The organism is Arenibacterium sp. CAU 1754 (assembly GCF_054482635.1).
The window spans coordinates 126,907-151,221 of sequence record NZ_JBTLRG010000005.1; the positions used below are offsets into that span (position 1 = coordinate 126,907).

26 protein-coding genes are annotated in these 24,315 nt (G+C 58.6%); 10 read left to right on the top strand and 16 right to left on the bottom strand.

The features are described 5' to 3' along the window. The gene (locus tag ACXYMO_RS17145) at positions 1-819 is read left to right on the top strand and encodes an alpha/beta fold hydrolase (protein ID WP_458880152.1); all 819 of its coding nucleotides are present in this window, start codon (positions 1-3) and stop codon (positions 817-819) included. On the opposite strand, the gene ACXYMO_RS17150 is transcribed toward ACXYMO_RS17145, so the two are convergent. From ACXYMO_RS17150 to ACXYMO_RS17190, 9 genes are all read right to left on the bottom strand, one after another. Continuing rightward, positions 809-1,852, bottom strand: a complete 1,044-nt coding sequence (locus ACXYMO_RS17150) for a threonine aldolase family protein (protein WP_458879958.1) — start codon at positions 1,850-1,852, stop codon at positions 809-811. The genes ACXYMO_RS17145 and ACXYMO_RS17150 overlap by 11 nt on opposite strands. Further along, the gene (locus ACXYMO_RS17155) at positions 1,852-2,322 is read right to left on the bottom strand and encodes a YcgN family cysteine cluster protein (protein ID WP_458879959.1); all 471 of its coding nucleotides are present in this window, start codon (positions 2,320-2,322) and stop codon (positions 1,852-1,854) included. The genes ACXYMO_RS17150 and ACXYMO_RS17155 overlap by 1 nt, the downstream gene beginning before the upstream one ends. Next, the gene (locus ACXYMO_RS17160) at positions 2,319-3,251 is read right to left on the bottom strand and encodes a bifunctional riboflavin kinase/FAD synthetase (protein ID WP_458879960.1); all 933 of its coding nucleotides are present in this window, start codon (positions 3,249-3,251) and stop codon (positions 2,319-2,321) included. Before ACXYMO_RS17160 ends, ACXYMO_RS17155 begins: the two co-directional genes overlap by 4 nt. Before the next feature lie 193 nt (positions 3,252-3,444). Continuing rightward, positions 3,445-4,125: an aspartate/glutamate racemase family protein gene (locus ACXYMO_RS17165; protein WP_458879961.1), complete on the bottom strand. Its 681-nt coding sequence runs from the start codon at positions 4,123-4,125 to the stop codon at positions 3,445-3,447. A gap of 6 nt (positions 4,126-4,131) precedes the next feature. Beyond that, a complete protein-coding gene (locus ACXYMO_RS17170) occupies positions 4,132-4,854 on the bottom strand; it encodes an ABC transporter ATP-binding protein (RefSeq protein WP_458879962.1) in 723 nt (240 codons plus the stop codon). 3 nt (positions 4,855-4,857) lie between these two features. Further along, positions 4,858-5,640: an ABC transporter ATP-binding protein gene (locus ACXYMO_RS17175; protein WP_458879963.1), complete on the bottom strand. Its 783-nt coding sequence runs from the start codon at positions 5,638-5,640 to the stop codon at positions 4,858-4,860. After that, positions 5,637-6,617 carry a branched-chain amino acid ABC transporter permease gene (locus ACXYMO_RS17180; RefSeq protein ID WP_458879964.1) on the bottom strand — a complete coding sequence of 327 codons (981 nt, stop codon included), beginning with the start codon at positions 6,615-6,617 and terminating at the stop codon, positions 5,637-5,639. The genes ACXYMO_RS17175 and ACXYMO_RS17180 overlap by 4 nt, the downstream gene beginning before the upstream one ends. A gap of 4 nt (positions 6,618-6,621) precedes the next feature. Next, positions 6,622-7,491: a branched-chain amino acid ABC transporter permease gene (locus ACXYMO_RS17185; RefSeq protein WP_458879965.1), complete on the bottom strand. Its 870-nt coding sequence runs from the start codon at positions 7,489-7,491 to the stop codon at positions 6,622-6,624. A gap of 86 nt (positions 7,492-7,577) precedes the next feature. Beyond that, entirely contained in the window at positions 7,578-8,765 is a 1,188-nt protein-coding gene (locus ACXYMO_RS17190; RefSeq protein WP_458879966.1) for an ABC transporter substrate-binding protein, read from the bottom strand. A 109-nt stretch (positions 8,766-8,874) separates the two neighbouring features. On the opposite strand from ACXYMO_RS17190, the gene ACXYMO_RS17195 reads away from it, so the two are divergent. From ACXYMO_RS17195 to ACXYMO_RS17210, 4 genes are all read left to right on the top strand, one after another. Beyond that, entirely contained in the window at positions 8,875-9,714 is an 840-nt protein-coding gene (locus tag ACXYMO_RS17195) for a GntR family transcriptional regulator (protein WP_458879967.1), read from the top strand. Between the two features lie 291 nt (positions 9,715-10,005). After that, complete coding sequence (locus tag ACXYMO_RS17200; RefSeq protein ID WP_458879968.1) at positions 10,006-11,250, top strand: efflux RND transporter periplasmic adaptor subunit; 1,245 nt, start codon at positions 10,006-10,008, stop codon at positions 11,248-11,250. Beyond that, on the top strand, positions 11,243-11,947 hold the full coding sequence (locus ACXYMO_RS17205; RefSeq protein ID WP_458879969.1) for an ABC transporter ATP-binding protein: 705 nt from the start codon (positions 11,243-11,245) through the stop codon (positions 11,945-11,947). The genes ACXYMO_RS17200 and ACXYMO_RS17205 overlap by 8 nt, the downstream gene beginning before the upstream one ends. After that, the gene (locus ACXYMO_RS17210) at positions 11,904-13,163 is read left to right on the top strand and encodes an ABC transporter permease (protein WP_458879970.1); all 1,260 of its coding nucleotides are present in this window, start codon (positions 11,904-11,906) and stop codon (positions 13,161-13,163) included. Before ACXYMO_RS17205 ends, ACXYMO_RS17210 begins: the two co-directional genes overlap by 44 nt. Positions 13,164-13,334: 171 nt before the next feature. Here the strand turns inward: ACXYMO_RS17210 and ACXYMO_RS17215 are convergent, their stop codons facing one another. Next, positions 13,335-13,778: a MaoC family dehydratase gene (locus ACXYMO_RS17215; RefSeq protein WP_458879971.1), complete on the bottom strand. Its 444-nt coding sequence runs from the start codon at positions 13,776-13,778 to the stop codon at positions 13,335-13,337. Positions 13,779-13,880: 102 nt separating this feature from the next. Next, positions 13,881-14,756: a TIGR01459 family HAD-type hydrolase gene (locus tag ACXYMO_RS17220; RefSeq protein WP_458879972.1), complete on the bottom strand. Its 876-nt coding sequence runs from the start codon at positions 14,754-14,756 to the stop codon at positions 13,881-13,883. Positions 14,757-14,952: 196 nt separating this feature from the next. On the opposite strand from ACXYMO_RS17220, the gene ACXYMO_RS17225 reads away from it, so the two are divergent. Continuing rightward, positions 14,953-15,324 carry a hypothetical protein gene (locus tag ACXYMO_RS17225; protein ID WP_458879973.1) on the top strand — a complete coding sequence of 124 codons (372 nt, stop codon included), beginning with the start codon at positions 14,953-14,955 and terminating at the stop codon, positions 15,322-15,324. 72 nt (positions 15,325-15,396) lie between these two features. On the opposite strand, the gene ACXYMO_RS17230 is transcribed toward ACXYMO_RS17225, so the two are convergent. Together ACXYMO_RS17230 and ACXYMO_RS17235 are read right to left on the bottom strand one after the other, a co-directional pair. Next, positions 15,397-16,317 carry a manganese-dependent inorganic pyrophosphatase gene (locus ACXYMO_RS17230; protein ID WP_458879974.1) on the bottom strand — a complete coding sequence of 307 codons (921 nt, stop codon included), beginning with the start codon at positions 16,315-16,317 and terminating at the stop codon, positions 15,397-15,399. 114 nt (positions 16,318-16,431) lie between these two features. Continuing rightward, positions 16,432-17,415: a TraB/GumN family protein gene (locus ACXYMO_RS17235; protein ID WP_458879975.1), complete on the bottom strand. Its 984-nt coding sequence runs from the start codon at positions 17,413-17,415 to the stop codon at positions 16,432-16,434. Between the two features lie 122 nt (positions 17,416-17,537). Here ACXYMO_RS17235 and ACXYMO_RS17240 point away from each other — a divergent pair, with 122 nt between their 5' ends. The 3 genes from ACXYMO_RS17240 to groL all read left to right on the top strand — a co-directional run bounded on the left by ACXYMO_RS17240 (position 17,538) and on the right by groL (position 20,362). Then, positions 17,538-18,209 (top strand): DUF2161 domain-containing phosphodiesterase, encoded by a 672-nt coding sequence (locus ACXYMO_RS17240; RefSeq protein WP_458879976.1) that lies wholly within the window; start codon positions 17,538-17,540, stop codon positions 18,207-18,209. Positions 18,210-18,364: 155 nt separating this feature from the next. Beyond that, positions 18,365-18,652 carry a co-chaperone GroES gene (locus ACXYMO_RS17245; protein ID WP_458879977.1) on the top strand — a complete coding sequence of 96 codons (288 nt, stop codon included), beginning with the start codon at positions 18,365-18,367 and terminating at the stop codon, positions 18,650-18,652. A gap of 66 nt (positions 18,653-18,718) precedes the next feature. Then, on the top strand, positions 18,719-20,362 hold the full coding sequence (gene groL, locus ACXYMO_RS17250; protein WP_458879978.1) for a chaperonin GroEL: 1,644 nt from the start codon (positions 18,719-18,721) through the stop codon (positions 20,360-20,362). Between the two features lie 582 nt (positions 20,363-20,944). Here the strand turns inward: groL and ACXYMO_RS17255 are convergent. The 3 genes from ACXYMO_RS17255 to ACXYMO_RS17265 all read right to left on the bottom strand — a co-directional run bounded on the left by ACXYMO_RS17255 (position 20,945) and on the right by ACXYMO_RS17265 (position 23,341). Then, positions 20,945-21,583, bottom strand: a complete 639-nt coding sequence (locus tag ACXYMO_RS17255) for a glutathione S-transferase family protein (RefSeq protein ID WP_458880153.1) — start codon at positions 21,581-21,583, stop codon at positions 20,945-20,947. A gap of 65 nt (positions 21,584-21,648) precedes the next feature. Further along, on the bottom strand, positions 21,649-22,593 hold the full coding sequence (locus tag ACXYMO_RS17260) for a glutathione S-transferase family protein (RefSeq protein WP_458879979.1): 945 nt from the start codon (positions 22,591-22,593) through the stop codon (positions 21,649-21,651). A gap of 67 nt (positions 22,594-22,660) precedes the next feature. Beyond that, the gene (locus tag ACXYMO_RS17265; RefSeq protein WP_458879980.1) at positions 22,661-23,341 is read right to left on the bottom strand and encodes a haloacid dehalogenase type II; all 681 of its coding nucleotides are present in this window, start codon (positions 23,339-23,341) and stop codon (positions 22,661-22,663) included. A gap of 480 nt (positions 23,342-23,821) precedes the next feature. On the opposite strand from ACXYMO_RS17265, the gene ACXYMO_RS17270 reads away from it, so the two are divergent. Further along, positions 23,822-24,310 (top strand): GNAT family N-acetyltransferase, encoded by a 489-nt coding sequence (locus ACXYMO_RS17270; protein ID WP_458879981.1) that lies wholly within the window; start codon positions 23,822-23,824, stop codon positions 24,308-24,310. The last annotated feature ends 5 nt before the right edge of the window (positions 24,311-24,315 follow it).

Below are 24,315 nucleotides of genomic sequence, written 5' to 3' on the forward strand. Positions count from 1 at the left end.
ATGGCACTGACACCGGCGCAGCCCCTGGCCAGCCGTACCTTTGGAACTGGCCCGCGCAAGGTGCTGGCCCTGCATTGCACCATCGCCCATGCCGGGGCCTGGCGCGCGCTGGCCAACGCAATGGCGGATGAGATCACCCTGATCGCACCTGACATGCTGTCCCATGGCAAAAGCCCGGATTGGGACAAAAAGGGCGACTTCCAGGATCGCATGGTCAAGGCGGTCGAACCGTTTCTGGATGAGCCGATGGATGTGGTCGGGCATTCCTTTGGTGCCACGGTCGCCTTGCGCCTTGCGGTCGATTACCCTGACAAGGTGCGCAGCCTGACCATGATCGAACCGGTCTATTTTGCCATCGCCGCACAGGACGCGCCCGACATTCTGCGGGAACAGACAGCTAAGGCAAAACCCTTTCACGATGCGGTCACCGCAGGAGAATACGAAAATGCGGCCCGCATCTTCAATCGCAGCTGGTCGGATGCCGACGGCCCTCGCTGGCCGGACCTGCCCGAAGCAACGCGCACCGCGATGACGCGCGGTGTTCAGATCGTCCCGGCCTGCAGCCCGTCCATCATCGACGATTGTCACGGGTTGCTGAAACCCGGGGTTCTGGATCGGGTGGCCATGCCCGTTCTCTTGCTGCGCGGGGATCAGACGGATGAGATCATCGGGATTGTGAACGACGGGCTTGCGCGTCGATTGCCTGATGCCGACAATCAGGTAATCGCCGGGGCAGGGCACATGCTGCCCATTACCAACCCGGTTGAAACCGCCGCCGCATTGCGCAGCGTGTTTGTCCGTGCGCCTCTTACCCCCTGAGCAGGGACAGGAACTGGTCGATCTGCGCCGCGCTGATCGACCAGTCGCAAACCAGCCGCGCAGCGATCATTTCGTCCGGGTCATCGCCCTCAAGCGACCCGTTCCAGATGTAATACTTGGCCCCTGCGTCATGCAGGCGCTGATGCGCCGCACGGGGGAACGCAGCAAAGATCATGTTGGCATCGGGTTGGTGCAGGAACGTGGCCCCCGCCGCCTCAAGCCCCTTGGCCAGGCGGGCACGGTTTTCATTGGCCGCCCGGGCCGAGCGCAGCCAGAGATCATCGCTCAGATAGGCGTCCATTTGTGCCGACAGGTAGCGGTGTTTGGAAAACAGATGCGCCCCGCGCTTGCGGCGCAATTCGAACTCGCGCGCCTTGGCAGGGTCAAACAGAATGACCGCCTCGACACCCATGCATCCGTTTTTGGTGCCGCCGAACGACACCACGTCGACACCGCTTTTCCATGTCATTTCAGCCGGGGTGCATCCCAAAGCGACCAGCGCATTGGCAAACCGCGCTCCGTCCAGATGCACGGGCAGTTCAAACTCTTTCGCGACGCCTGTCAGTGCGCGCAATTCCTCCAGCGTGTACACCGATCCGCGCTCGGTCACCTGTGTAATCGACACCGGTCCGCGCTGGGGGCCGTGCACGTCGCGGGTTTCCTCGTTGGCTATGCTCGCACGCAGCGCCTCGGGCGTCATCTTGTCCCCGCCCGGCACAAGGGTCAGCTTTGCGCCCCCCGAATAAAACTCGGGCGCGTTGCACTCATCCTCGTGGATGTGGGCGACGGGCGAACAGAACACGGTGTCATAGGGGGCCGTCAGGCAGGCGAGCGCCAGCGCATTGGCTGCTGTCCCCGTCGCCACCAGATAGACCGCCGCTTCGGGCGCCTCGAACGCATCGCGGATCCGGGCGCGGACGCTGTCCATGATGCCATCCGCGCCATAGGGCAGGGCGAACCCCTCGTTCGCTGCGCTCAGCGCGTCCATGATTTCCCGGTGCACCGGGCCTGCATTATCCGAGGCGAAATACATCAGGTAGGCTCCTCAATCAGGTAATCTTCCCAGTCTTCTTCGGGCACTTCGAATTCGGGGATGGTCCACCCGCGCACCGACACACCCGCGTGATGCACCGTATCCGGATTGCCCGAAATCAGCGGGTGCCAGTCAAACAGCGGCCGCTCCTCATACACAAGGCGATAGGCGCAGGTGTCAGGCATCCAGTAAAGATGATCCGGGATATTGTCGGGCTTCAGCACGATGCATTCCGGCACGAACTGATGGCGGATCTCATACTGCGCGCACCGGCAGGTGCTGTCGTCCAACAAACGGCAGGCAATTCGCGTCAACGCGATCTGGCCCGTGTCTTCGTCTTCCAGCTTGTTCAGGCAGCATTTCCCGCAACCATCGCACAGCGCTTCCCATTCCTTTTGGGACAGCTTGGTCATGGGCTTACGCTCCCAGTACCGTTTGGCCAACCCGGTGCGGTCGATAGGATCACTCATAAGGGGGCCAAAATCTTGCGGGCGCGGTCGCAATCGGCATCCATCTGCGTGATCAACGCCTCAAGGCTGTCAAATTTCTCTTCCGGGCGCAGATGTTCGATCAGGGCCACCGACAGGGTCGCGCCATAAAGATCGCCCGAGAAATCAAAGACAAAGGTTTCCAGGTTGGGCCGGTTCACGCCAAACATCGGACGCACGCCCAAACTGGCGGCCCCCTTGAAGCTGCCCGCATGGGCGCCATCCAACACGTCAATCAGAACAGCATAGACGCCATGGGCGGGCGGGTGCAGCCCCTCGATCGACATGTTCGCCGTCGGATAGCCCAATTCACGTCCGCGCTGTTCGCCGCGGATCACCTTGCCCTCGATGCGGTGCCAGTGGCCCAGCATCGCGGCGGCATCGCGTGGGCGCGCCTCGCTGAGCGCCGTGCGGATCGCGGTCGATGAGACGGTATTTTCGCTGCGCTCCAACAGCGGTGCAACGGTCACGCCGAACCCGAATTCCCGGCCGAACCGTTCAAGGTCGCGCGCGGTGCCGGTGCGCCCTTTTCCGAAACAGAAATCGGCGCCCACAACCACGTGGGTCATCCCCAGACCATCGCAAATGACGTGGCGGGCAAATTCCATTGGCGTGAGGCTGCTCAGCGCCGAGTTGAAATTCAACTCATAGAGCCGCGCGATCCCCAGCTTTTCCAGCCGGTGACGGCGTGCCTCGGGGCTCATCAGGCGAAAGGGCGGTGCATCGGGGGCGAAGTATTCGCGCGGGTGCGGTTCGAATGTCAGAACGCCCAACGGAGCATCCGGCGCGGCCTGACGGGCCAGATCGATGACCGACTGGTGGCCCAGATGCACGCCGTCAAAATTGCCAATCGCGACGCTTGCGCCGCGATCCATTGGCTCTACGAAGTGATAGTCCCGGATGATCCGCATACTGGTTGCGTAGCGTTCCCCGCCCGCGCGTGCAAGTGGGCGATTATCGCCCTGTGCCGGTAACATCGCGGCATGAAAGAAAAAGACGCTATCTTGCCGTTTTGGATGTCCGCCGTGCGGGACAGATCAGTCAAGGGTCTGCTTCAGATACCTGTATCCATGCCAAGGAACCATCTGAGTATTATCTGAACTATTACGCCGAGTAGGCCCCCATTTTCGAGGTGCGCAGCTTGTTGTTCACCAGTGCCTCGGCAAAGGTGACACCGGCCGTTACGCCGTCGATGACAGGAAGGCCGAATTCCTCGCTCAACTGTGCGAGGAGGTCGGCCATTCCGGCGCATCCCAGAACGATCGCCTCGGCGCTGTCCTGTGCTATTGCGGCACGGAATTCCGAGCGGATTTTTTCAAGCGTTGCAGGATCGCCTTCTTCAAGTTTCAGGACCGGAATGTCTGTCGCGCGAACGCGGGCGCATTTCTGTGCCAGCCCATAGCGCATCAGGTTGTTTTCAATCCCCGGCACGGACCGCGACAGGGTCGTGATGACGCTGAATTTGGTCGCGATCATGCTGGCTGCGTGAAAGGCGGCCTCGCCGATGCCCAGGACGGGCACGTTCACCAAGGTGCGCACGGCATCAAGCCCGGTATCATCAAAACATGCGATGACAATCGCATCGACATCCGGGTACAGCGCAACCTCGTCCAGCAATCCGGGCACACAGGTGGCGACATCCAGAAATCCCTGAATGCTGGCGGGTCCGTTTTTCGAATTGGTCGCAATGATTTCCGTGTCGGGTCGTGCGACGTCACGGGCCACTGCCGCGATTTTCCGCGTCATCGAGGCGGTTGTATTCGGGTTCACGACGAGAATTTTCATGTCCGATCACACCTCCCCGCCCAGATAAGCCGCCTTGATCCGATCGTCATGCAGCAATTCCCTGGAGTTGCCTTCGATCACCACCTTGCCCGTTGCCATGGCATAGGCGCGGTGAGAAATGCTCAGCGCCATGCGGGAGTTCTGTTCGACCAGCAGAACCGAAACACCTTCGTCGCGATTGATCGCAACGATGGAGCGCGCGATGTCCTGTACCAGTTTCGGAGCGATCCCGAGGCTCGGCTCATCCAGCAGCAGGAGCTTGGGCTTGGCCATCAGAGCGCGGCCGATCACCATCATCTGTTGCTCGCCCCCTGACAACGTCCCGGCGGCCTGGCCGTAACGCTCCTTCAGACGAGGGAACCGGGTCAGGATACTGTCCAGCGTGATCTGAATGTCAGCCTTGTCGCTGCGGGTGAAGGCCCCCATCATCAGGTTGTCCTTGACCGACATGAACGGAAACACACGGCGGCCTTCCGGCACCATGGCAATGCCACGCTTGACGATGTCAGAGGGATCGGTGCCGTCGACGCGGGCGCCCTCAAACGTCACCGTTCCCTTCACTGGTTTGGCCAGACCGGTAATCGCGCGCAAAATCGATGACTTGCCCGCGCCGTTGGCCCCGATCAGGGAGACGGTTTCCCCCTGATTTACAGTCAGAGACACACCTTTCAGCGCATAGACATGATCATAATAGAGTTCGACGTCTTTGAAATCCAACATGGGTGTCATGGCTTAGATCCCGATCTCATCGTCGGCGCTGCCAAGATAGGCTTCGATGACTTTTTCATTGTTCTGGATTTCAGAAGGTGTGCCCTCGGCGATCTTTTCGCCAAAGTTCAGCACGACAATCCTGTCTGAAATATTCATGACCGCAGGCATGTCGTGTTCTACCAGCATTACCGTCACGCCGCGTTGATCGCGCACGGATCGCACCAGATTGACCATGTTCATGGTTTCTTCGTGGTTCATGCCCGCAAACGGCTCGTCCAGCAACAGCACCTTGGGATCGGTCGCCAGACCAATTGCAATACCCAGAGCGCGCAGGTTGCCCTGTGGCAGATTGCTGGCCAGCTCGTTGCTGATCTCTGACATGCCCAGGAATTCCAACAGCTCATCAGCATATTTCCCAAATGCGACCACGTCCTCCTTTGCGGTTCTTGACCCCCAGAAATAACCGGCAAGCGAGGCCTTGGCCCTGAGATGCTGGGCGACGACAACGCTTTCGCGCACCGTCATGCTTTTGAAGATCGTGGTTTCCTGAAACGTCCGTACGATGCCTTTGCGTGCAACGATGTGTGGTTTCAGATTCGAGATACGTTCCCCGCGATAGAGCACCTTACCCGACGTGGTCGGCGTAAAAGACGAGATCATCTTGAACAATGTGGACTTGCCGGCCCCGTTCGGCCCAATGACCGAGAGGATCTCGTTTTCGGCCACATCGAAACTGATGTCATTGTTTGCGATGAGGCCACCGTATTTCTTGGTGACGTTTTTCACTTGGACAAGGGCGCTCATTTCTTGCCCCCCTTGCCTAACCGGACGCTGAGCAGGCCGTTGGGAAGAAAGCGGATCAACGCGATCAGGATGATCGAGTAGACAAGCATCTGGTATTTGCCGAGTTCAAACAGCAGGTCCCATCCGAAATAAAGCACCAGTGTGCCAAGCATGGGCCCGAAGACATAGCCGAGGCCGCCGAGGAAGCAGTTCAGCATGAAGTTGACCGAATCCGCGACCTGAAAACTCGAGGGGTAGACCGATTGCGCGATTGACCCGAACATCGCCCCGCCAATTCCACCGAAAAAGCTGGAAATCGCAAAAATCACGATGCGGATATACGATATGTTGACGCCGATGGAGCTGGCGAGCTCTTCGTTCTGTTGCATCGATCGGCAAAGATGTCCAAGCCGGGAATTCACCAACCGGTAAAGCGCGGCATAGGTCACGATCATCAGGATGCAGGCCGTGTAATAGAAGGCAAGCTTGGTGCTTTCCATTGCGCCGAAGTCGGGAACAAGAGGAATCCCGAACAGGGACAGGCCGGATGGCAGCGGAATATTCGAAATGCCCTTGGCCCCGTTGGTAATTGGCAGCGCAAGGGCCGTCAGGGTCACCACCTGGGTCAGCACAAGCGTGATCATAGCGAAATAGACACCGCGCAGCCGCAGAATCGGCAGGCCAATCAGCACTGCAACCAGCGCTGCGAAAAGCCCTGCGGCGGGCAGCGAAATCCAGAAGGACCAACCGGCTTTGACCACCAGAATAGCCGAGACATAGGCCCCGATCAGCGCAAAGGCGCCTTGCCCGATATTGATCCGACCGATGTAGAAGGTCAGCCAGACGCCGGCGCTCGCAATTGCCAGAAGCGCCACGGATGTCAGTGTGAAATAGAAATCCCAGCGACCTGTTGCGCCGATCATGAGGGGGACGCCAACGAAGATGGCAAACAGGAAGATGCCAACTCCGACCAGCTGTTTTGCTGAAAAGTTCAACATGCGCTCACCCCCACGGCTTGCCCATCAGACCCTGCGGCCGGATGGCGAGGAAGATCATCAGAGAGATGAAAATGAGCAGGTAGGTGATGTCACCATATTGCGAAAGCACGGCGAGGCCGATGGCCTCCATGAAGCCCAGAATGATGCCACCCCAAATGGCACCGGAAATCACGCCAGCGCCGCCGATCATTACCATCATGAACGCCTTGATCGATGTTGGCCCGCCCATCCCGAGGTTCACCCCCGTGATCGTGACCAAAAGACCGCCCACAAGGCCAGCCAGCATCGCACCAAGCGCAAAGCCGATCATGGAATAGCGATCCACATTGACGCCCATCAACTGGGCGGCGGTCCGGTCCTGCGCCAGCGCGCGCAGTGCACGGCCCGTTTTCGTGTATTGCATCAGGCCGATGAACGCGACAATCGACAGGATCGCGAGCAGACAGATCAAGATCCGGTCATACGGCATGATCAGTCGGAAATCGTAGTTGAAGACTCCGTTGACGATCTTGGGAACGCCACGCTGTTTTTCACCGAAAATAATGAGGATCAGGGCATCCAGCAGAAAGGCAATGCCTGCCGCCAGCAACATGGTGCTTTCTTCGCGGGCCGACCCCTTGATCACCGGTGCGAAAAGGAATTTCTCGATCAGCGCCCCGAGGATCGCCAAGGTGATACATGACATCACAAGGGCCAGAACGAACGGCACGCCCCATTGTCCGTAGACTGTATAGGTGACGAAACCGCCGATCACATACATCTGCCCATGGGCAAAGTTGAGGACGTTCATCAGGGCAAATATCAGGGTCAGACCAAGCGCGATCATTGCGTACTGCGACCCCAGATAGACACCGTTCGCCAATATCTGTTCCATGCGGGCTTTCTTTCCAGGAAGTGCCCCGGCCCATGCGGCCCGGGGAGGGTCTGCTCACGGACACCCCAAAAGCAGACTGGGTCGCTTCAGTCGACTTCGGCGACGAACAGGGTTTCGAAAGCACCGTCCTGATAGACATTCACCACCAGCGGAACCGCAACCTGACGCTTTTGGCCAAAGGACGACATGCCCACATAGCGCAGCTTTGCATCGCCGTTCATGTAGGGGTTCGGCGCTTCAAACGCGTCCATCGTCGTTTGAAACGCTGCCACGTCTGTCATCGCTGCCGGATTGGATTTCAACGTCTCAAGGATATATTCCAAAGCGTAAACCTTGGTGTTGGACTCGTCATTATACTCGCCAAACATCTTGGTATAGCGATCAACGAACTCATTCATCATCGGCGATGCAAGCTCGGGCGTTGAGGCGCCACCGACCGAGATGAAACCGTTTGCCAGGTCACCGGCCCCTTCCGCCAAAACACCGGCGTCCTGCGCCGTCTCTGTCGAAATCACGCCCTGAAAGCCCAGCTCGCGGGCGGACCGGATCAACTGTGGCGCGTTCGCGGGCGACACACCGGACAGCACCAGAAGGTCAGGTTGTGTGCGCATGACGGGTGTCAGCACGGGGGTGAAATCCGTGGTGTCGACTTGGTAGGTCACGTTTGCCGAAACAACTTCGAGACCAAGAGCCTCGGCCGCAGCAACACCGCCGTCACGCTGGCTCAGCGGGTCGGATTCGTTTGCCGCGATAAAGGCAACGGTTTTGACGCCCTTTTCCTCCATCAGGTATTTATAGATCGCCGGACCAGACTGGTAGTTGGCAACCATGCCAAGAACCGCGTTGGACGCAGGCGCGGTATAAAGTTCCTTGGGGAAGGCATATGGGAAATACATGATCCCGTTGGCCTCGGCCACCGGGCGCACGGCTGCCGCCCCGTCATCAACGTTTGGCCCCACCACATAGTGAATGCCTTCCTGGGCCATCTTCTCCATGCCCGCAATCGCGCGCTTGGGATCTTTTTGATCATCGAAGGACACGATCTCGATATCATAGGTGGTATCGCCGATCGTGTATCCACCGGTCTCATTGATCCAGGCTGCGCGGGTCTCCATCGAGCGTTGATTCGAGATGCCCCAGGCTGCCGCCGGTCCGCTGGTCACGCCAACAAAACCGATTTTCAGAACCGGGTTTTCTGCAAAGGCGGCGCTTGCCCCGAATGCAGACAATGTTGCAGCCGTCAGGGCCGCTTTCATGAGTGATCTTCTTTGCATTGCAAACTCCCGTTGAGTCGATTTCAGCGCCTTGCGCGCCAATCTTGGCCGGCAGTTCGATGGATGCACCATGCTTGCCGCGCCTTTACCCCACGATTGTTAACAATCTGTGTCAACATATTTTCTTATTTCGGTCGACAAAATTGCAGGCCGGGTCATAAGTTGCCTTGAGTATGAGCAGAATATGTCATCCAATGTTACTAATAACGCCGGTTTGGAAAGGTCACCTGTGAACGTCGAGCATCAGAAAAATGCAGTAGAAGAATCGGGTTTTTCGCTTGAAACCGAGGAAAATCTAATCGTTCAGCGGATCTACACAGCAGTTATGGAACAGCGGTTGGCCCCAAGAACGAAGTTGAGCGAAGCGCGCCTGTGCGAAGCGTTTGGCGTAGGCCGTATGCGGGTGCGTCGCGCTCTTCTGCTGCTCTCCAGCCAGGGAATCGTTGATTTGCAGTCGAACCGGGGGGCCTATGTTGCCTGCCCTGACAAGGACGAAGCCAATGACGTTTTTGCAGCCAGAATGCTGATCGAGCCACCGCTGGTCAGACAATTGGCGCAAAACCATAGCGAGACCAATCTGAAACTTCTCACCGATCACATCGCGCTTGAAGACGCCGCGCGAAGGAAGAAAGAACGCACCGAGATTATTCGTCTTTCCGGTGAATTTCATACCAAGCTTGCGCAGGCGACCGGGAACAAATTCATCTCGCGTATGATGCGAGAACTCGTGACCCGCACGTCTTTGATCGTCGGTCTCTTCGGGTCTTCGGAAAATGAAAGCTGTCCTGACGACGAACACACCGATATTCTCGACGCAATTCAGTCCCGCGATCCGGAACGCGCCGAAGAGCTTTTGGTGTCTCATCTGAACCACATTCAAAACGGTCTTGATATGGAAACGCGCCAAAAGCCACAGGACGACCTGATAGAGATTCTTGGCTCAAACTGATCGCATTCGCCGGGTTCGACGGATTACGGTTCTGGATGCTCCAAAACTGGCTGGCGACCGACTATCATCACTGTCCGAGGATGACCCCGCGATTGTTGCGCGCCCCCTCCGTCAAAGCTGTGACCAAAGCCTTGGCCAGGCTGAGGAAACGCGCGAAGCGTAGCGGGTGGTTCGGTCTTACCATGGGTCCGGGGGCAGCCCTGCAGGCCTGGCTCCTGGTCTGATCAGGATCAATGCGGCCTTGAATACAGAAATGTTAGGTTTGCAGCGAAAGCACTTTCAGGATCAGTGATGAACGAAATTCGCGAAGATATCGCGCAGACCTTGCAACTTGGGACGCGGCGGCGGGGCTGGCGGGTCGGGGCCTTTCTCAGTGTTGCCGGGATCATTGCCGCGGCTGTTTTATGGTATGCGGTCATTATGCCCGGAGGGGCCGACCGGGTCCGATACGTCACCGCCACTGCCGGTCGCGGTGATCTAATTGTAACCGTCACTGCCACGGGCACCATCGAACCGACGAACCTTGTTGAAATTTCCAGCGAACTGTCCGGCAAGCTGGCCTCGGTCGAGGTCGACTTCAACGACACGGTGACTGTCGGGACGGTCCTGGCACATCTCGACACGCGCAAACTCGAGGCGCAGTTGATGATTGCCAAAGCGTCGCTTGACGCTGCCATCGCACGCGTCGCTGTCGCACAGGCGTCACTGGACGATGCGCGCGAGAAATACGAAGCGGCGCTTGATCTGGAAGCGCGCGGCGTGACCTCGCATCAAGACTTTTCCACGAAACAAGCAACCTTCAAAAGGGCGCAGGCGGAACTTCAATCGGCGCTGGCCGACAGAAACCTGGCCGAGGCCAGTCTCGATCTGCGCCAGACCGAACTTGATCAGGCCTGCATCTGTTCCCCCATCGAAGGCATCGTTCTGGACCGGGCAGTGGATCCGGGGCAGATCGTGGTGGCTTCGCTTTCGGCACCGGTTCTCTTCACCGTCGCCCAGGATCTGGCGCAGATGGAGTTGCAGGTCAATGTGGACGAAGCTGATATTGGCCGCGTCAGCGTTGGGGAAAAGGCGTCCTTCACTGTCGATGCCTATGACGAAAAGCAGTTCCTGGCCGAAATCTCGGAAGTACGGTTCTCACCAGAGATCGTGGACGGCGTGGTGACGTACAAGACAATCCTGACCGTCGATAATTCAGACCTGTTGCTGCGACCGGGGATGACCGCCACGGCCGAAATCATAGTTGCCGAGATTTCCGATGCTCTGGTTGTTCCCAACGCGGCGCTTCGGTACACGCCGCCGCAAGAATTGGACACCGACGGCGAAGAGGATCGTAGCGGACTTCTTGGCATGCTGATCCCCGACCAGCAGGATGACCGCGCGGCAATCGATGACAAGACGCTTTGGGTTCTGAAGGACGGCGTTCCGATGGAAATCTCGGTAAAGTCAGGCGACAGCGATGGCCGATTCACCACGATCCTACAAGGCCCGCTGTCCGAAGGAGACGTGGTGATCACGGACCAGATCGATGACTGAGGCCGCCGTCGTCGAGATGGAAGACATCAGCCGCGTCTACGGCGAAGGCGACATCGCCGTGCGGGCGCTGGATCACGTTGACCTGACCATTGAGGCCGGAGAGTTCATTGCCATCATGGGGCCCAGCGGTTCCGGAAAATCGACTGCAATGAATGTCATCGGCTGCCTCGATTCCCCGACAAGCGGCCACTACAGGTTCTGCGGGGTTGAGGTCGGGACCCTGACGCGTGACCAGCGCGCACTGCTCAGGCGGCATTACCTGGGTTTTGTATTTCAGGGATACAATCTCCTCCCACGCACCAGTGCGCTGCATAACGTTGAACTGCCTCTGATCTACAAGGGTGTCGGCCGCGCCGACCGCAAGTTGGCGGCGACCGAGGCCCTGCGCAAGGTCGGGCTTGCCGACCGCGCCCATCACGACCCCAGCGAGCTTTCGGGCGGCCAGCAGCAGCGTGTCGCGATTGCCAGGGCGCTTGTCGGCAACCCGCAAGTGATCCTTGCAGACGAGCCGACGGGAAATCTGGATACCAAGTCGTCAGCCGAAATCATCGAGATGTTGCAGAGACTCAACCGTGACGAAGGGCTGACCATCGTCATGGTAACGCACGAAAAAGACATGGCTGCCTACGCGGAGCGGCTGATCTGGATGGTGGATGGTCGGATCGAACGCGACGACCGTAAGGCACGGGTCGCCTGAGATGCTGGGCGAAACCATCCGCCTGGCGATCCAGGCCATCTTCCGGAACACCATGCGGTCGCTTCTCACAGTGCTGGGCATCGTCATCGGTGTGGCAGCTGTAATCGCCATGGTGACCGTCGGTCAGGGCTCGACCGCGCAAGTCACGGCAGATGTCGAGAAGCTGGGAACCAACGTCGTCATGGTGCTGCCGGGGCAGGACACAATGCAGGGTGGACCCGGCGGAACCACTGCTGCCCAGATGTTCACCTTGCGCATGAACGACGAGGTGCAGGACCAGATCGCCGATGTGGTTATTGCCGCCCCAATCAGTCAAAGCCGCGCGCGCGTGATCTTTGGCAATGAGAACCGCCGCACCGATGTGGTCGGAACCGACAATCGGTATTTCGAAGCCGCGCGTTGGGAGTTGAGCCGTGGCCGCCTGTTCGAAACCGGCGAAATTCGATCGGGGCGCACAGTCTGCGTCATAGGTCAAACCGTGCGCGACAGCCTGTTTGGGAACGCCGACCCCATAGGCGAGACGATCCGCATCAAGACATTGTCCTGTGAAATCGTCGGACTTCTGAAGTCCAAGGGCGCATCGACATTCGGCAGCGATCAGGACGACTTTGTGATCATGCCACTGAAAACCTTTCATCGCCGTGTCGCAGGGAATACCGACGTTCAGACATTCTTCCTATCGGTGCGCGACGGCGCCTCGGTCGAACGCGCGATGGACGAGATCACGGTCTTGATGCGCGATTTGCGTCGCATTGGCCGGGGCGAAGAGGATGACTTCGAAGTTCTGGACATGAAACAGTTCGCGACGATGCTGTCGGGCATCACCGACATCCTGACCGGGCTGCTTTCGGCGGTTGCGGCCGTCAGTCTTCTGGTCGGCGGTATCGGGATCATGAACATCATGCTGGTCTCGGTGACAGAACGCACCCGTGAGATCGGCATCCGGCTTGCGATTGGTGCGCAGGCGCGTCAGGTTCTTATGCAGTTTCTTGTCGAAGCCATGATATTGTCCCTGATTGGCGGGCTGATCGGCATCGGTCTGGGGCTCGGGTTTGCAATTCTCGGGGCGAGGTGGCTTTCGATTCCCTTTACTCCGGACTTCGGTGTGATCCTGCTTGCTTTCGGTTTCTCGGCGCTGGTCGGTGTTGTTTTTGGCTTCTTTCCGGCGCGGCGTGCCGCACGGCTCGACCCGATCGAAGCCCTGCGCCATGAGTGACAGAACATCCCGAGGAGAGGCGCCTGATCGTTGGTTCCCAAGGCGGGTTCGCGCTTCACTTCGGACGTGAAAGAGGGCGCTGGGTTCAGGTGATTTCGTTGTGACGTTCAGGTTCGGCACAAAAAAGGCCGGTCAACCCGGCCTGTTTTCTGTTCTTTCCGATCCGGCGGATCAGTCGAACTTGCGGCTGGGCGCCAGAACGGTGGCTTCGCCGATCAGGACCTTCTTGCCGTCGACCGAGCAATGGCAATCCAGACGCACGCGGCGCTTGGCCGGGTCGATGTCGATCACCTTGACCTCGGCATAGACCATGTCGCCGGGGCGGACGGGCGCCAGGAATTTCAGAGACTGGCCCATGTATACCGTACCATGGCCCGGTAGCTGTTCGCCGATCACGGCCGAGATCAGACCCGCGGTCAGCATCCCGTGGGCGATCCGGCCCTCAAAGATCGTGTCGCGGGCATAATCGTCGTCCAGGTGCACCGGGTTCCGGTCGGTCGAAACCTGCGCGAACATTTCAATATCTTCGTCCGTCACCACTTTGCGCAGATGACGAGACATGCCCATTTCGATGTCTTCGATACAGATCGTGCCGCGGGGCAGGTTATCCAACATGGTGTCCTCTTACCTGAACGGGTCAGCAATTTTAAGTCGGGCGACGCCCGGTTCAGGTAACTTTATTACTTTGCAGCCGCAGAAAATCAACCCCTTTTTAGGTCAGCGCAAATGACCGATCGTGTAGGTCGGATTTGACATTTCCCTTGCAAGATAATCACTTAGCGCATCGGCGTCCGGCTGGTGCGACGTTTTTGTTTCCTGCGCGGCAAGTCCGCCGGAAATGAACAGAGAATCGATATCTTCGCCCATCGCGCCGGCGACATCCGTGTGGATGCCGTCGCCAATCGCCAGAATGGCCGAATCCGGCACCGATTTGCCCAACTCGCTCAGGCGGCGGCGCGCCAGGTCATAGATGGGGGGATGCGGTTTCCCGAAATAGAGGCTCTCACCGCCCATCTCGGTATAAAGCCGGGCCAGCGCCCCGGCGCACCATTCCCGCGTGTCGCCACGGTCAACGACGATATCGGGGTTCGCGCACAATAGTTTCAGACCCTTCTGTTTGGCATAGAGGAAATCGGGCCGGTTCACATCCGGGTCGGCCAGCGGATCGAACGGGCCGCAACACACGATGCCTTGGGCCTCGGGCAGGGGGACGCGCGTGATATCGACCGGGTCATCAACCACCTTGATCGGATCAAAGAATTCCTCGTCTGTCTCGGGGTTGCCCATGAAATAAACCTTTTCCCCCACCGCGCCCCGGAACATTGCCGCGCGGGCGCTGTCGCCGGATGAGGCGATCGTGTCCCAGGCGTCGGCGGGCACGCCGAACCCTTCGATCTGGGTCTGCACGCTGGTGCGGGGGCGCGGCGCGTTGGTCAGCAGGACAACGACGCCGCCCCGCTTTCGATAGGCCTGCAATGCGGCGACCGCGTCGGGCAGGGCGGTCACACCATTATGGACACAGCCCCAAAGATCGACAAACAGCGCCTCATAAGGATCCGAGATTTCGGCCAGTGATTGGATGATGCGACTCATGAACGGTGCCTTTCCTGTCAAACCCGGCGCGGGCGCGCCGCTTATCCCAAGATATGCCGGAGATGCCGATGCGGTGCCACAGGGAAAAACCCGACTAAACCGATGGCGGTTTTCTGCTCACGCCATTTGGGCCGGAAAAATTCATGCTTACTTAAACATTCCAAAAGCAATATGTGATTCTCCGTTTTCTTAACAGATGAAAAAGAAAGTCCAATCCATGTTGTCCTCCCCCCTCAATCGATTTCTTGTTCCCGTCCTGGCCGCAGCCGTTCTGAGCGCAAATGCTGGTGCCGGTTATGCCGCGCATGCCAACCCCTGGGCCGATGACGGTGACGTGGTGCAAGAGCAGTTTCACGACGTGAACCAAGGAAAATCTGTTGGAACGCCCGGCGAGGACGAGATGCGCGGCGTGATGAGCCGGAACGCCCATGGCAAGCTGGGTGGCGATGTGGGCCGTGCGGGCATGGCCGGATCGGGTCAGGGCGGCGCGGCTGGCGCAGCTGGCGCTGGCAATGCGGGCGGCGGTCATGGCGGCGGAGCTGGAAACGGGGGCGGGGCGCGCAACTGAACCTGGTCCGCCAGGACGTCCAAACGAAAAAAGGCGCCCCGATGGGCGCCTTTTCTATCTGTTCAAAACGGATCAGATCTTGAGGTTGGGGATGATCTGCTTTTTGCGGCTTACGACGCCGGGCAGAACCACGGTATCGCCGGTCGCCTCGGCACCAAAGCTTTTCGAGGCGACGGTTTTCACCAGATCGTTGGGCACCAGCAGGGTCGATTCCTCGTTCAGGATATCGACGACAAACAGCAGAACCTGCTCGACACCATCCTCGGCGGCGACGGTCTTCATCGTCTCCATCAGGCTGTCCTTGCGGTCCAGAACTGTCGCGGGCGATGTGGTTTCCAGAACCGAAACCCGGAACTTGGTGCCGTCCACTTCGTATTCCTTGCTGTCCATGCGCAGCAGTTCGGCATCCGAAAAGGAGGAAACATCCGACTTGGCGGCGAACATTTCGGCGGCATAGTCGGGGATCGAAATCCCCAGTTCACCGGCCAGCTTTTCAGCAACGGCCTTGTCATGATCGGTCGTGGTAGGCGAGCGGAATTCCAGCGTGTCCGAAAGGATGCAGGTCAGCATCGCGCATTTGACCGGGTCGGGCATTTTTACCATGTCCTCGCCGATCATGTCATACATGATCGTCGCGGTGCAGGCGACCGGGCGGATGGTAATGTCGATCGGGCCTTTGGTTTCCAGGCCGCCAACCAGCTTGTGATGGTCGATGATCGCCTGGATGTCGGCGTCATTGATCCCGTCAGGCAGCTCGGCGGGGTTGTTGGTGTCCACGATCACAACCGGCGCATCGGCGGCCACGCTGCTGATGATGGTGGGCTTGTCCAGTTCCCAACGCTCCAGCATAAACGCGGCCTCTGTATTGGGCTCACCCAGCAGAACCGGGGTCGCAGGGGTGCCTATTACCTCGTTCAGGTACCAGGCCCAGATGATGGGCGAACCGGTTGAATCGGTGTCGGGCGACTTGTGGCCAAAGACTTGGATTGTCATTGCAGCATCCTGTGATCGGTGGAATTTTGCGCGACTTATACGAGCGTGCACATGGCTTGTCACCCTTTGGCGTCGCCCTGCGGCAGAACGTCTGAACCCACCTGATCCGACACATCAGAACGGGGCGCGTTCCAACCGGTATCCGGCCTTTTTCAGCAGGTTCAGAATGCCGTCGCGCCCCGGCAAATGCGCCGCGCCAACCGCAACCACGATGGTGTCGCCCTTGACGCTCATCATCCGGGGTACCCAGTATTTGTTGCGCCGGATCAGCATGTTGCTTTCGTAATGCCGCCACAGCCGGGCCCGGTCGGCGCGCGTTCCGGGCATTTCCGCCATGAACCGCCATTCTTCGATGATCATGCCCTGCGCCACGCGTTGCTCGAAATAGGCCTCGCGCATGGTGAAAAAGCTGTATTCTGCCGATTGCTGCGTGCGCAGTTCGAACATCAGTATGCGCGCGCGGTCCTTGAGGGGGCGTTGTGCCTCAAGATTCGCGTGGTAGTCGGGGTTTTCCAGCGATCCGGTCGGCACCCGCTTGCGCCGGGCCAGTTTTTCGATCCGCATGTCGAGCCCGTTGTCCGCAAACGGCCCGCGTGGCCCGCACGAAGATTGCGACAGCATCAGTGACAACACCCACGGGCGCAGCCGGGCGGCGATTTCGGGGGCAAGCCCGACCGCACGCGCGGCGGTCCCAAGGTCGGCCCAGTCCCGCGCCGACATCACATCGGGGAGGGTTGGACCCGTCTGGATGAAAAAGAAGGGCGAATTTGGGGCCAGCTTGTTCCAGAAACGGTCGAAATCGCGCTGGGTCACTTCGAACAGGACGGCATCGGCCCGTTCGATCACCGGCTGAAGGCGGCGCATGATCGCGGGCAGGCGCGGATCGTTCACATGCATGGTGCCGATCACGTGGATGCTGCGCCCGCCTTTCCTGGCCACCCAGTGATTGCCATAGGAAAACGGCATCGTGGCTTCGGCGCGCTGCAGCGCGGCCTTTTGCGTTGCGCTCAGGCTGGGGCGAATGTCGCGCCCGATGCACTCGGCCGCCGCCGCCAGCGGGGCGAGGCCGAGCAGGGCAATCAGAAGAAACCGTATCATGGCAAACCTTGTGAACCGGCGTTTGTGCGACGCTAGTGACTGGTGGCGCGCGCAGCAAGGCCTCTGCGTTTTTGCCGCACGGGCGGACTTGGAACAGCGCGGACGCCTTGCTAAGAACCCTCATGGTAAAACTGACGGAAACCGCGCTCTATCCACCGGTCAAGGCACTGCTGGAGCGGCAGGGCTATACGGTCAAGGGCGAGGTCGGTGCCGCCGATGTCATGGCGGTGCGCGCCGATGATCCACCGGTGATCGTGGAACTGAAAACCCGGTTCAGCCTCAGCCTGTTCCATCAGGCCATTGCCCGTTTGTCGGTCACCGATCATGTCTATGTGGCCGTGCCCAAACCCACCGGCAAAACCGCGCGCCGCGCGCTCAAGGACAATACCGCATTATGTCGGCGGCTAGGTCTGGGCCTGATCACCGTGCTGGCCGATGGCCGGGCCGAGGTGCAATGTGATCCCGGCCCCTATGCGCCGCGCAAATCGAAAAAGCGAACCGCCCGTCTGTTGCGCGAATTCGACCGGCTTCAGGGGGATCCCAACGCAGGCGGGGCCACGCGCCACGGCATCGTCACCGCCTATCGTCAGGACGCGCTGCGCTGTGCCGCGCATTTGGCTGAACACGGGCCAACCAAGGGCGCGATGGTCGCTAGGGCCGCGCAAGTCCCGCAGGCGACCCGCATCATGGCCGACAATCACTATGGCTGGTTCGAGCGGGTGGAAAAGGGCATTTATGCCCTGACGACCGAAGGGTCCCAAGGCCTGAAACACTGGGCTTACAGCTGGGACTGAAGCCGCGAAAATTTTGCCAACCCCCCTGTTGACTCATCTCGGTCCTGCCCCTAGCTATGCGCCATTAGCACTCAGCCAAGTCGAGTGCTAATGGTCGCCTCGGCAGGGACGGGGGACCGAACGGAAATAACTTTGAGCCTCAAGGAGCTGCAAAGATGGCATTGAAACCGCTTCATGACCGCGTGCTGGTTCGCCGCACGGAAAGCGATGAGAAAACTTCTGGCGGGCTGATTATCCCCGACAGTGCAAAAGAAAAGCCCAGCGAAGGCGAAGTTGTTGCTTGCGGTGAAGGCGCACGCAAGGACAGCGGCGAACTGATCGCGATGGCTGTGAAAGCTGGCGACAAGATCCTGTTCGGCAAATGGTCGGGCACCGAGGTCACCGTCGCAGGCGAAGAACTGCTGATGATGAAGGAAAGCGACATCATGGGGATCATCGAGTAAGCCACCGCGCTGCTCTGATTTCCTATCGCTGAACTGAACAAGACATTCTCAAAAGGAGAAAAAGACATGGCTGCAAAGGACGTCAAATTTGACACCGATGCCCGCAACCGGATGCTCAAGGGTGTGAACATCCTGGCCGACGCGGTAAAAGTGACCCTGGGCCCCAAAGGCCGTAACGTGGTTTTGGACAAATCCTTTGGCGCACCGCGCATCACCAAGGACGGTGTATCGGTTGCCAAGGAAATCGAACTGGAAGACAAGTTCGAGAACATGGGCGCCCAGATGGTCAAGGAAGTTGCTTCCCGGACCAATGACGAGGCCGGCGACGGCACCACCACTGCGACGGTTTTGGCTCAGGCCATCGTCAAGGAAGGCATGAAATCGGTTGCCGCCGGCATGAACCCGATGGACCTCAAGCGCGGCATCGACATGGCAACGCTGAAGGTCGTCGAGGCGATCAAAGCGGCTGCGCGTGACGTGACCGACAGCGATGAAGTCGCTCAGGTCGGCACCATCTCGGCCAACGGCGAAGCCGAAATCGGCCGCCAGATCGCAGACGCGATGCAGAAGGTCGGCAACGAGGGTGTCATCACCGTCGAGGAAAACAAAGGTCTGGAAACCGAAACCGACGTGGTTGAAGGTATGCAGTTCGACCGCGGCTACCTGTCGCCCTATTTTGTCACCAACGCTGACAAGATGACTGCCGAACTGGAAGACTGCATGATCCTGCTGCACGAGAAAAAACTCTCGTCGCTGCAGCCGATGGTTCCCCTGTTGGAATCGGTGATCCAGTCGCAGAAACCCCTGCTGATCATCGCCGAAGACGTCGAAGGCGAAGCGCTGGCAACCCTGGTTGTCAACAAACTGCGCGGCGGTCTGAAAATCGCTGCTGTCAAGGCACCGGGCTTCGGCGATCGTCGCAAGGCCATGCTGCAGGACATCGCGATCCTGACCGGCGGTCAGGTCATCTCCGAAGACCTGGGCATGAAGCTGGAGTCGGTGACCATGGATATGCTTGGCGGTGCCAAGAAAATCCAGATCACCAAGGACGAAACCACCATCGTTGACGGTCACGGCTCCAAGCCCGAAATCGAAGCGCGCGTGGCTCAGATCCGCAACCAGATCGAAGAAACCACGTCCGACTACGACCGTGAAAAGCTGCAGGAACGCGTTGCCAAGCTGGCAGGCGGTGTTGCAGTCATCCGCGTCGGCGGCATGACCGAAGTCGAAGTGAAAGAGCGTAAAGACCGCGTTGACGATGCTCTGAACGCAACCCGCGCTGCTGTGCAGGAAGGCGTTGTTGTGGGCGGCGGTGTTGCTCTGGTTCAGGCGGCCAAAGCGCTGGCCGGTCTGGAAGGCGAGAACAACGACCAGAACGTCGGCATCAACATCGTGCGTAAAGCCATCGAAGCGCCCCTGCGCCAGATCGCTGAAAACGCCGGTGTGGACGGTGCAGTTGTTGCCGGGAAAATCCGCGAAAGCGACGATGTCACCTTTGGCTTCAACGCTCAGACCGAAGAATATGGCGACATGTTCAAGTTCGGCGTGATCGACCCGGCCAAAGTTGTGCGCACTGCTCTGCAGGACGCGGCATCGGTTGCAGCTCTGCTGATCACCACCGAAGCAATGGTTGCCGACAAACCGTCCAAAGACGGCGCGGGCGCCGGTGGCGGCATGCCCGACATGGGCGGAATGGGCGGCATGATGTAAGCCAGCCTATTTGGTAAAAACATTTGAAAGGGGCTGCCAATCGGCGGCCCCTTTTTCCTTGAGGTCCACCGGTTCCCAGCCGACAGGTTTCCTAAATGTGATCTAAAGGGGTTGGCCCATCAGCGGGCGGGCCAGACGGTGGCAATCCGCATGATAACCGCGCGGGCAATCGTGCACGCTACGCGGCGAAAACTCTAGAAATGTTTGGTTGTCCCGTCGCAAGACTGACCCAAATCGAAAAAAGTGTGACGTCTTCTGCGAGCCCACTTTGACAAATGCTGCAAGGTGTCTAAATGACCTGCAAATGGCGGACAGTGACGATTTGGTTGGTCACGACGATAGCCCATGCACATCGGATGACACGCCGCCATGCATCTCGGTAACTACGACGCCGGACACCTGACGGCACCCGAGGAGTGGTTCCAAGATCGGCCGATACTCAACCCAGTCCTGGACCTTTTCACCCCCGCTTATGTAAGTTGATAGCTCTGGTTTTTCGGAGTTTTGGAGGGGAAGGCCGCAATCTCTGCATTCGGATTTAATCCATCCCCTTCCATTGGTCATTTCAACAAAGGGTTTTCGCTAAGGCATGGGAACGTCGGTTGTAAACTTGGGAACAGAATAACCAGCTTGCACCGCCGGGCGTTCAGCGATGCGCAAATACCAGTCCTTGATGTTTGGAAAAGCGTTCAGGTCAACTTCTTGCCATTCAAAGCGGGACACCCACGGCCAGCATGCCATGTCTGCGATTGAATAGGTTCCCCGGTCTGCCCCTGCTATGAAATCGCGCCCTTCCAAGCGAGTGTTCAGAACAGTGTACAAACGCTGCGTTTCGGCGGCGTAACGCTTCTCGGCGTATTCCGATTTGCCTTTGTTATACTTCACAAAGTGATGGGTCTGTCCCAGCATTGGGCCCAAACCGCCCATTTGCCACATCAGCCATTCAACCATCCGCCAATATTCGGGGCCTTTGCATTGAAACTTTTTGTACTTGTCCGCCAGATACATCATGATCGCTCCGGACTCCATCATGTGAATGCCGGTCTCCTGATCGACAATCGCTGGAATGCGGTTGTTCGGCGCTATTTTTAGAAAATCCGGCGCGAATTGCTCATCCTTGGTGATGTCGATTGAATGAGCTTTGTAAGGGATGCCAAGTTCTTCGAGGAGGATCGAAACCTTGCGGCCGTTCGGTGTCGTCCATGTGTAGAGATCTATCATCGGCCAGCCTTTTCCATTTGTTGGTTCACGTCTTGCCATTTTTTGATTTTGAGCAGCGGAACCCATTACAACAAGTCTATCCGGTAGCCGGATCGTGGGAAATGGACGCACACAGTGCCCACATCTTCTGCGAAGCGTTCGATAACGACGGTCTCGGCATCGGCGTAGCGCAACTTCCCTGCGACGGGTTGCTCGCCGCCATTCACGTCAGGTCGGACCGTTACGGACTGCCCGATCGAGAGGCCCTGAGGGTCATGAGGTGCCACACCAGTCTCGGCGGTTGGTTCCAGGTTCTTTGCGCGCGAAATGGCATCCTGCGGGTCCATATCGATGGCGGTTCCATGGCCGATGCCCTGGATATTCGCCTCCCAGCGGACGAGGTCTTTGAATTCCGACAGAAATGATGGCCCGTCTGCCCATCGGCCGCGCAAGAACCAGACCACGTGGTAGAACTGTGCGTCTATCGCTGCAGGCTGCGGACCGAGCAAGAATGCCCGCCCGTCAGACATTTGCGTGTTCAGCCATGACAGCGGCGCGCGCATTTGTGACACCAGATGAGGAAGATCGGCGTTGGCTTGTTTCAACGCTGCCGCCCAGTCCTCTCCGAGGTATAGCCGCCCACGATCCGCCGCAAAATCCTTGTCCAGCTGATCGCCAGCCGCACCCAGAATGTGGCGCACGGTTTGGTCGAACAAGGCCCCGTCCGTCCATCGGCTTAGGCACCACATCAAGCCCTGATCGGACGTGGGCATGAAGGTCGGTGAAGGGAATCGCCGTTCAAGTTCGCGGATGATACATTGGCTATCACAGTAGATGTCCGCTCCGATCTGCATGACCGGTGTGCGCCGATAACCACCGGTCAGCGCCGTCAACATTGGTTTGGGTGGCAGGCGCGGAATTTCCACCTTGCGCCAGGTAAGTCCTTTGATGCCAAAGGCAACCCGAACTTTTTCGGCAACAGGCGATTGCGGGTAGGCGTGGAAGATGACCTCGGACGTTGGATCAGACAATTTGTATTCCTTTTCGGAAGTTTAGCTCGACCATGTCGCAAGTCGTGTTTGGTTTGGGATTGGGTGGTCAGGTGTTCAGTTCGAGGGCGTAGTCCGCAACATCTTGCAGCGATGAGCCAATCCGGTGCGGCTTGACGCCCAAGCGTTCCAGCGGAAGCCCGTATCGATTAAGCCAGATGGTGCGGTACCCGAACCAGGTTGCTCCGCAAATGTCCCAGCAGTTCGAAGAAACGAACAGGATCTCTTTCGCATCAAAGCCCAAGGCATCAGGTCCCATTTGATAGGCTTCCGGCGCTGTCTTGAAACGCTTGACGGTATCGACGCTTAATACATGCTCGAAATATCCTTCAAGCCCGGAGGCTTTGACGGCTTGATCGAGCATCCATGGCGTTCCGTTTGACAGGATCGACAAGGTGATCCCGGCGTCCTTGAGGCGAAGCAATTGCTCAGCGTTCTCGGGAAAGGCAGAAAGCTCGGCGTATTGACCCATCAGGCGGTCCCGTGAGCCAGGGGTCAGTTCCAGGCCAAGTGCCGCACAGGCATAATCCAGGGCGTCGCCTGTCACTTGCCAGAAGTCCGCGTATTTGTCGCACAGGGTGCGTAGGCGGGTGTATTCGATTTGTTTGTCGCGCCAGATAGTGGCAAGTTGCGCGCCTTTTCCGGGGAAAAGCTCTTCGGCCAAAGAACTTACCGAATAGACATCGAATAGGGTTCCGTAGGCGTCAAAGGCGATGGCATTTAGTGGCATTTATTTGTCCTCTGTCATGTTGGTTTAGTATTCTAGGAATACAGGTACATATGGCCTTGCAAATTAAAAACCTGCACACCTGAAAATTGCCCCCGGGGCTTAGCACAAGCCCGCTGTATCGCCTAAAACGCCGACTCAGAGCAAAGCGACAAAACTTAAGGACGAGGCCATACAGGTCCTTTTTCGCAGGAACAATCAACCTCTCACTAGAGGACGTATGCCGAACCAAGAGTAGGGACTTTTTTCGGCGACTTTGTCCGCGTCTGAGACATTCGGTGGTGGGCTTTACTTCAACCGAAATCTGCTGGGTGCTTCCGCCGCAAAATGGGTGGACAGGCTCACCCGAAAACTTTCTTCATCGGGGTTTGGTGAGGCCAAAGGGCGATGACGCCCCGCGGGGCGACAAGATGTACAAATCGAACATCGACCTCCATAAGACGCCTAGAAACCGCACTAATTTCATTTCCCCCGGAGATCTCCATGGCCATCGCCCCCGACTATCTGCGCGAACTCAAAGCGGGCGAAGAGCCCCAGGTCGATGCCTTGCTGCGTCTGGCCTTCGGCGGCCCGGACGAGGCGCAGTTGGTCAAATCCCTGCGCAAGGACCGCGCCATGGCGGGCGAACAGGTGATGACTGCCGAGGGTGCGATCATCGCCTATTGCGCCCTGTCCCACATGACCGCGCCAAAGGGGTGGCTCTGCCTTGCGCCGGTGGCTGTGCACCCTGATTTTCAAGGCCGCCGCATTGGTAAACGCATGGTGGGTCTGGTCGCCGAATGGGCCCGCATTTCGGGCCGGTTCCTGGTGGTTCTGGGCGACGTTGCTTTTTATGAACGCGCCGGGGTCAGCGCCGCGCGTGCCCGCAATCTGACCTCGCCCTATCCCATCGATCATACGCTGCTTGCTGGTCCGGGTGATGCCGCCCCCCAGGAACAACTGATCTATCCCAGGGCCTTTGGCGGCGGGTAAAACGC

Bases quoted from the DNA above. Each gene is read 5' to 3' on its own strand.
- ACXYMO_RS17215 (WP_458879971.1), bottom strand. From the start codon at position 13,778: ATGTTGGATAACCTGCCCCGCGGCACGATCTGTATCGAAGACATCGAA.
- ACXYMO_RS17155 (WP_458879959.1), bottom strand. From the start codon at position 2,322: ATGAGTGATCCTATCGACCGCACCGGGTTGGCCAAACGGTACTGGGAG.
- ACXYMO_RS17205 (WP_458879969.1), top strand. From the start codon at position 11,243: ATGACTGAGGCCGCCGTCGTCGAGATGGAAGACATCAGCCGCGTCTAC.
- ACXYMO_RS17255 (WP_458880153.1), bottom strand. From the start codon at position 21,583: ATGATAGATCTCTACACATGGACGACACCGAACGGCCGCAAGGTTTCG.
- ACXYMO_RS17145 (WP_458880152.1), top strand. From the start codon at position 1: ATGGCACTGACACCGGCGCAGCCCCTGGCCAGCCGTACCTTTGGAACT.
- ACXYMO_RS17235 (WP_458879975.1), bottom strand. From the start codon at position 17,415: ATGATACGGTTTCTTCTGATTGCCCTGCTCGGCCTCGCCCCGCTGGCG.
- ACXYMO_RS17265 (WP_458879980.1), bottom strand. From the start codon at position 23,341: ATGCCACTAAATGCCATCGCCTTTGACGCCTACGGAACCCTATTCGAT.
- ACXYMO_RS17165 (WP_458879961.1), bottom strand. From the start codon at position 4,125: ATGAAAATTCTCGTCGTGAACCCGAATACAACCGCCTCGATGACGCGG.
- ACXYMO_RS17210 (WP_458879970.1), top strand. From the start codon at position 11,904: ATGGTCGGATCGAACGCGACGACCGTAAGGCACGGGTCGCCTGAGATG.
- ACXYMO_RS17220 (WP_458879972.1), bottom strand. From the start codon at position 14,756: ATGAGTCGCATCATCCAATCACTGGCCGAAATCTCGGATCCTTATGAG.
- ACXYMO_RS17150 (WP_458879958.1), bottom strand. From the start codon at position 1,852: ATGTATTTCGCCTCGGATAATGCAGGCCCGGTGCACCGGGAAATCATG.
- groL (WP_458879978.1), top strand. From the start codon at position 18,719: ATGGCTGCAAAGGACGTCAAATTTGACACCGATGCCCGCAACCGGATG.
- ACXYMO_RS17175 (WP_458879963.1), bottom strand. From the start codon at position 5,640: ATGAGCGCCCTTGTCCAAGTGAAAAACGTCACCAAGAAATACGGTGGC.
- ACXYMO_RS17190 (WP_458879966.1), bottom strand. From the start codon at position 8,765: ATGCAAAGAAGATCACTCATGAAAGCGGCCCTGACGGCTGCAACATTG.
- ACXYMO_RS17270 (WP_458879981.1), top strand. From the start codon at position 23,822: ATGGCCATCGCCCCCGACTATCTGCGCGAACTCAAAGCGGGCGAAGAG.
- ACXYMO_RS17185 (WP_458879965.1), bottom strand. From the start codon at position 7,491: ATGGAACAGATATTGGCGAACGGTGTCTATCTGGGGTCGCAGTACGCA.
- ACXYMO_RS17240 (WP_458879976.1), top strand. From the start codon at position 17,538: ATGGTAAAACTGACGGAAACCGCGCTCTATCCACCGGTCAAGGCACTG.
- ACXYMO_RS17170 (WP_458879962.1), bottom strand. From the start codon at position 4,854: ATGACACCCATGTTGGATTTCAAAGACGTCGAACTCTATTATGATCAT.
- ACXYMO_RS17225 (WP_458879973.1), top strand. From the start codon at position 14,953: ATGAAAAAGAAAGTCCAATCCATGTTGTCCTCCCCCCTCAATCGATTT.
- ACXYMO_RS17160 (WP_458879960.1), bottom strand. From the start codon at position 3,251: ATGCGGATCATCCGGGACTATCACTTCGTAGAGCCAATGGATCGCGGC.
- ACXYMO_RS17245 (WP_458879977.1), top strand. From the start codon at position 18,365: ATGGCATTGAAACCGCTTCATGACCGCGTGCTGGTTCGCCGCACGGAA.
- ACXYMO_RS17230 (WP_458879974.1), bottom strand. From the start codon at position 16,317: ATGACAATCCAAGTCTTTGGCCACAAGTCGCCCGACACCGATTCAACC.
- ACXYMO_RS17180 (WP_458879964.1), bottom strand. From the start codon at position 6,617: ATGTTGAACTTTTCAGCAAAACAGCTGGTCGGAGTTGGCATCTTCCTG.
- ACXYMO_RS17200 (WP_458879968.1), top strand. From the start codon at position 10,006: ATGAACGAAATTCGCGAAGATATCGCGCAGACCTTGCAACTTGGGACG.